Here is an 800-nt window from a genome sequence, read left to right on the forward strand (position 1 = left end):
CTCGAACAGTCCTTGCCGCCGGATGGCTTTAAGCCACCGGAAATCTCGGCCAAGGATAAAGCCTGGATTGATAGCTTGTTAGCCAAACAGCAGCACGCGCAGCAACAGGCCGCGGATGTGGCTAAAGCTCAAACAGCTCGGGAAACTCCGTTTATCTATTTTGTGTCGTTTTCGATCCCCGAAGCGGGACTCAAACAGATGGTGCCAGAGGCCACGCAGCTTGGTATTCCCACGTTGATTAATGGGCTAATTGACAATGACTTTCGCAAAACCGCCAGTGCCGTGTTTGAACTGACCAAAGACAGTGGTGAAGGGGGCGTGCAAATCGACCCGAAAACCTTTGCGCAATACGGCATTACCCAAGTGCCCGCATTGGTGGTGCGCTGTGAGCAAGGATTTGATGTGATGTACGGCAATATTCGCTTGGTCTCGGCTATCGAGCGGATTGCCAATAGTGGCGATTGTAGTGATGTAGCCCGTGATTGGTTGGCATCGAGGGTGCAGCAATGAAACGGTTATTGATTGCATTATGTGGCGTGGGTGTTTTGTCATTGGGGTTTGCGGCCAATGAGTATAAAGCCGGGTCGGAATTTGCCAGCGGCCTAAAAAACAAAGGGACTGAGACCATAAAGAACACGAACCCTGCCAACATTATCCCGAACTATACCGCTAACCCGTCAGAAAGCGGCTATTACGGTGGGGTGACGTCGGGCGGAAGTGGTAGGTTAGAGCAGGCGGGAAGCAAAGCCTTACACAGCAATGAGGCGGGGCAGCTGACCATGGATGTGCTTAAAAATAAA

1 protein-coding gene and 1 pseudogene are annotated in these 800 nt (G+C 51.6%); both read left to right on the top strand.

The window, feature by feature from the left end:
• The first annotated feature begins 75 nt into the window (after window positions 1–75).
• A complete protein-coding gene (trbC, locus tag AC4IFO_RS22925; RefSeq protein ID WP_490737847.1) occupies window positions 76–510 on the top strand; it encodes a type-F conjugative transfer system pilin assembly protein TrbC in 435 nt (144 codons plus the stop codon).
• Window positions 507–800: pseudogene (locus AC4IFO_RS22930) on the top strand (type-F conjugative transfer system mating-pair stabilization protein TraN); the annotation flags it as partial. The gene trbC and the pseudogene AC4IFO_RS22930, both read left to right, overlap by 4 nt.

This window comes from Providencia sp. UF-224, assembly GCF_058245955.1.